This window comes from Negativicoccus succinicivorans (assembly GCF_018373335.1).
GTDB classification, from domain to species: domain Bacteria; phylum Bacillota; class Negativicutes; order Veillonellales; family Negativicoccaceae; genus Negativicoccus; species Negativicoccus succinicivorans_A.
The window spans coordinates 1-5,146 of sequence record NZ_JAHAHH010000082.1 but is presented as its reverse complement, the minus strand read 5'-3'; the positions used below and the strand labels follow the sequence as shown (position 1 = coordinate 5,146).

Genomic DNA, 5,146 nt, shown 5'->3' with positions numbered 1-5,146 from the left:
TGCCACAGCGGCGGGAAGTAATGCCGTTGCGAATGGAGACACCGCGTCTGCTTTCGGTTCCGCAGCTAAAGCGACCGGGAAAGCTTCCACGGCTCTCGGAGTTTGGGCTCAGGCGAAAAGCAATGAATCGGTAGCGGTCGGCGCTTATACAGTGGCGGAAAGACATGCCGCGGCGATTGGTCCGCAAGCGAAAGCGCTCAGTGAACAGGCTGTCGCCGTTGGCGGCAAAGCGGAAGCGCAAGAGGCTTACAGTTTAGCCATCGGATCGCTGGCAAGCGCGACGCAAAAAGGTGGTGTCGCGCTCGGTGCGAACAGCCTTGCCGATAGAGAGGCTAGAGTCTGGGGCTTTGATGCGTCGGCAGGCAAAGCCATGAATGAAGATACTTTGCTGGGCGAGAAAAAAGCAGAACGCGCGCAAGCAATAGAGAAACTTAACGGCCTGCGAGGAGAGTTAAAACAATTACGGACTGAATTAGAAGAAAGCATTAAAAAAGATTCCATTGGCCAGGATGGAAAACGCGTACCATCCGATAAGACTAAACAAATTCAGGAAAATCTGCAAAATAAAACGGGTGAATTTGACGCGCAATTCAAATTGGTAAACGGATATGTAAATGCATGGCAATCCATCGATGGGGCGGTTTCTGTAGGAAATGCGGAAGTTGGAGTTACCCGTCAGATTACGGGCGTCGCTGCCGGCACGGAAGACACTGATGCGGTGAACGTGGTCCAGCTGAAAAAACTGGCCAGCAATGTAAACGAACAAATGACCGGGTTAGATACCCGCATCACAACGAACACTGAAAACATCACAAAGAACACTGAAAATATTACCGTTTTGAACGGACGGGTCGATCAACTGGATACGAGAGTCGACAGAATCGGCGCAGGCGCGGCCGCCTTGGCGGGACTTCATCCCTTGGATTATGATCCCGAAAATAAATGGGACTTCGCCGCGAGCTATGGCAACGACAACGGAGCGAACGCGGTAGCCATCGGCGCATTCTATCGGCCGACCGCAAACAGAATGTTCAGCGTCGGCGGATCGTTCGGCGGCGGTGAAAACATGCTCAACGTCGGCTTCTCCATGAAAGTGGGAAGCGGCAACGAGTACACGGAACTTTCCCGCTCTGAAATGGCGCAGAAACTGGACGCGCAAGATGAAGAAATTCGGAACATGAAGGCCGAGATGCAGGAAATCCTGCGTCAGCTGGAAACGCTTCAAGCGTAGTCCGGAAAATAAAAAGCCTGCGGAAAGAATATTCTTTTCACGACAGAAAAAAGGTCACGGCGCATACGCGTCGTGGCCTTTTGGCGTGGGGAAATTTATTTTTTCAGGCGCGTCGGGCAGTAACGAAAGCCACGTCCGCTTCTCGGAAATCGCCCGCGAAACGGACGGCAAGCGCGGGCACGAAAGAAGAGTCACGTGTCAGCGTGAAAAAAATGAAGGAGCGCGGCCGTGCGCCTTCATTTTTTTGTCTCGTCACGTTTCCGCATTCACGAACCATTCGCTTAAATTAGGTAAGAAGAAAATTATATTTTCCTTTGCCTTGTAAAATTCCCGTAAAGAATAATGAAAAAAATTCTTTTTGGCATGGGAGTTTTTTCTGCGAGATTCCCTCCTCTTTTGCGGGAAATGCCCATAATCAGCGCATGGCCATGTAAAAACGCTTGTGTTATGGGCGAAAACCGTTCGGATACTATGAAACATGCCTGTATTTGATAATGCTACATATGTGATATATAATAAATGAGATGTAAAAGATTATTGGAAAATGATTGAATTGCCGATTAAGAGCAATCGTTTGTTTTGGGAGGGAAGCATGAATAAAATTTATAAGTTGATTTGGAGCAAAACCAAAAATTGTTGGGTTGTTGCGTCGGAAATGGCGAAAGGACATGGGAAAAATAAATCCCGCGTTCAAAACAGCCTGCTTGCCGCTTTTGTGACAGCGGCGCTTTTGGCGGGAGGCGTGACAGATGTACAGGCGCTGACACAACAGGAAAAAGAGGAAGTCGCCCAATATTTGCTTGATAAGATTGCCCACGGCGGAGAAATCCCCGGTGTGGACGCGGCGTACGGGCCCACGAACTTTCCTGATGCGATTACGAATGGTATTTACTACTATTCCGACATTTCGAATAAAATTGGTGAGAAGCTGAAAGAAGACGGACTGACGCTCCGGTATTTTGCCGTACGTCCGGACTATATTGAACCGTCTCGTGACTATCTGAACCGCTATGCCGACTCCAAATGGACCAACGTCGATAACGACGGGGCATTCGGCGCGCACTCCATGGCACTCGGCTACCGTGCGTTCTCGGAAGCTAAACACGGTGTCGCCATCGGTCGCTCCTCGTTGGCGGGAGGATCCAAGCGGGATGGTGATTACGGCGGTGACGGTGATGTTGCCATCGGTAATATGGCTTGGGCGCTGGGGGATAAAGCGGTCTCCATCGGAGATAAAGCGCTCTCCGCCGACAAGAGCATTGCCATTGGGATTCAAGCCGAAGCCGGCGCGAATAAAAATGATCCGAACTCGATCCAACGTGACCCGCAAACGAACCTGCCCTACGTTGTCAGCGATATCGCGAAAATGAACTCGGCTATCGCCATCGGGCGTGATACCAAGGCGTGGGGGCATCAATCCGTCTCCATCGGCGGGAGCGCCAAAGCCACGGGAAAATATGCCTTGAGCTTTGGGAACTCGGCGGAAGCGTCGGCGATGGACTCCTTCGCCTTCGGTAATTATGCAAGTGCCAAAGGGATTGGTGCGATTGCCATCGGCAGTAACTACGATCAGTCGAGCGATGCGGCGAAGGCGTACAGCGGTGACACGATTGCCATCGGTCGCGGCTCGGTTGCCGGCGATGAAAATGACACGACAACGGCGTATAATACCGTCGCTATCGGTGTCAATGCCAAAGCGGTCCCGGATTATACGTATAAAAAAGTCAAAGATGCCGTTCTCCTCGGTGCCAACACAAGAGTAAAAGAAGAACGTGGAATAGCTGTCGGTGCGAATGCGTATGTCGACGGAGTCAGCGGGGCGGCATTCGGTGATAACGCGTCGGTTGTTGCCACTGAAGGATTGGCTATCGGTAAAAATGCAAAGATCGCATACAACTCGGCGCAATCCATTGCGATCGGCAGCGGCGCGGAAGTGAAAAACGAAAATGCTAAACCTTCGGAACGGGCGGTTGCCGTCGGAACAGGTGCTGCGGTCGGCGGTAATTCATCCGACGCGATTGCCATCGGCACCGGCGCGAAAACGCAAGAGGGAGCGAAGGGCAGTATCGTCATCGGTAAAGGTTCCGTTGTCAAAGGCTATGACAGCGTGGCCATCGGTACGAATGCGTCCACTCAATGGTATAACTCAGTCGCCATCGGTAACGGCGCGCAAGCGATATCGAGCGACGGTATCGCTTTGGGCAGCGGGAGCAAGGCAACAGTCTATCATGGTGAAAAGGGATATGACCCGTATAAAGATGGATACACCATCGACGCGAACCCCGGCGCGGCATGGAAATCCACGAAATCGGCGCTTTCTGTCGGTGACGTAGGAAACAATATCACCCGCCAAATCACGAGCGTAGCCGCAGGGCGTAATGACACGGACGCCGTCAACGTGGCGCAGCTGAAAAAGATGCGTACCTATACGGATACGAAGATGAACGCTTGGGTTCTGAAAGCCACTTCCGACAAAGGCGCGGCAGCGGAAGGGAAAAAGATTAACAACACGGATAATGCCGTTACCTTTGACGCGGAAACAAATCAGGGACTTACCGTCACGAGAACCGGCGCGACGATCAAGTACGGTGTGAACGCCATCAAATTAGCAAACCATATCACCGGCCGCGTCATTGAAAACATCAATGGCGGCGGTATACCAATCAACAACATTTTCGCGAAATTCTCAATTAGCGGTGCAGACGCTGCGACCAAAAAGAATTTGACCCTGAGCAAGACATCCACGCCGAACATCCAATTCCTCGGCACAGATGATGAAACCACCGTTACCATTGATGGTGGCTCGAGTGATCCGACCGTCACCGTAGGCTTGGCAAAAGAGTTCAAAGACAAAGTAACGACGAACGAAAGCAACATTAAAAAGAATACAACTGCCATTGACGGTTTGACGACAAAAGTTTCTACCAACGAAGGCAATATTACAAAAAATACAACTGCCATTGCGGACCTGACCCCGAGAGTTGCGACGAATGAAACGAACATCGGAAAACTGCAGGCAGGCTTCACCGTGAAAGACGGCGGAACGGGCACGGCGGACGTCACTCTCGGCGGAGATAAAGCACCGGAAGTCACCTTCAATGCGGTAGTAGACAAAGATAAGGCAGCAACGACGAACGGTTCCTCGCTGACCTCATCTGTCGATAAGGACAGAAACGTCACCTACAAGCTGAACATGAAACAGCTGAAACAAGACCTCGGCATTACCGACGGCCCTGGTGGCGTCATGAGCTCGTGGAAACTGAAAGTAAAGGACGAAACAACACCGCAGGAAATCAAAAACGGCAACACGGTTACCTTTGAGGCAACCGGCGATGGACTCACCGCCACAAGAAAGGGCATGACCATTACATACGGTATCGACGGAAGCGCGATTGATATTTCCGAAAACAAAACTGTTACCGGTCTGAAACAGGATATCAAAGACGCTAAGACCACCGTCAAAGCAGGCGACTATGTGAAGGTTAAACCAAGCACCGAGGACGGCACGGACGGAACTATCTACACCGTGACCGGTCCGGAAATCACGGTAGACAGTAACCTTGGAATCAAGGATAAAACCGACAGCGACAGCAACAAAATAGGATATGAACTCAGCCTGAATAAAGAGCTCACAGGTCTTACCAGCGTAAGCAGCGACACGTTCAAAGCAGGTAATGACGTAACGCTCGACAAAACCGGTCTTACCATCACGGGCGGCCCGTCTGTTACCACCGGCGGTATTGACGCAGGCAAGAAGAAAATTACCAACGTGGCTGACGGAGCGGCAGACAGCGATGCGGTCAACTTCAAACAGTTGAGTGACGTAAAATCCATTGCGACAACCAACGAAACGAACATCGGAAAACTGCAGGCAGGCTTCACCGTAAAAGCGGGAACGGGCACGGCGGACGTCGC

2 protein-coding genes are annotated in these 5,146 nt (G+C 51.4%); both read left to right on the top strand.

The genetic code is table 11. The annotated features are described in order from the left end of the window. Nucleotides 1-1,231 (top strand): YadA-like family protein (locus KH813_RS05950; protein WP_303994441.1); only part of this gene is annotated, 1,231 nt, incomplete at its 5' end. Nucleotides 1,232-1,823: 592 nt separating this feature from the next. Then, nucleotides 1,824-5,146 (top strand): ESPR-type extended signal peptide-containing protein (locus KH813_RS05945; protein WP_303994440.1); only part of this gene is annotated, 3,323 nt, incomplete at its 3' end.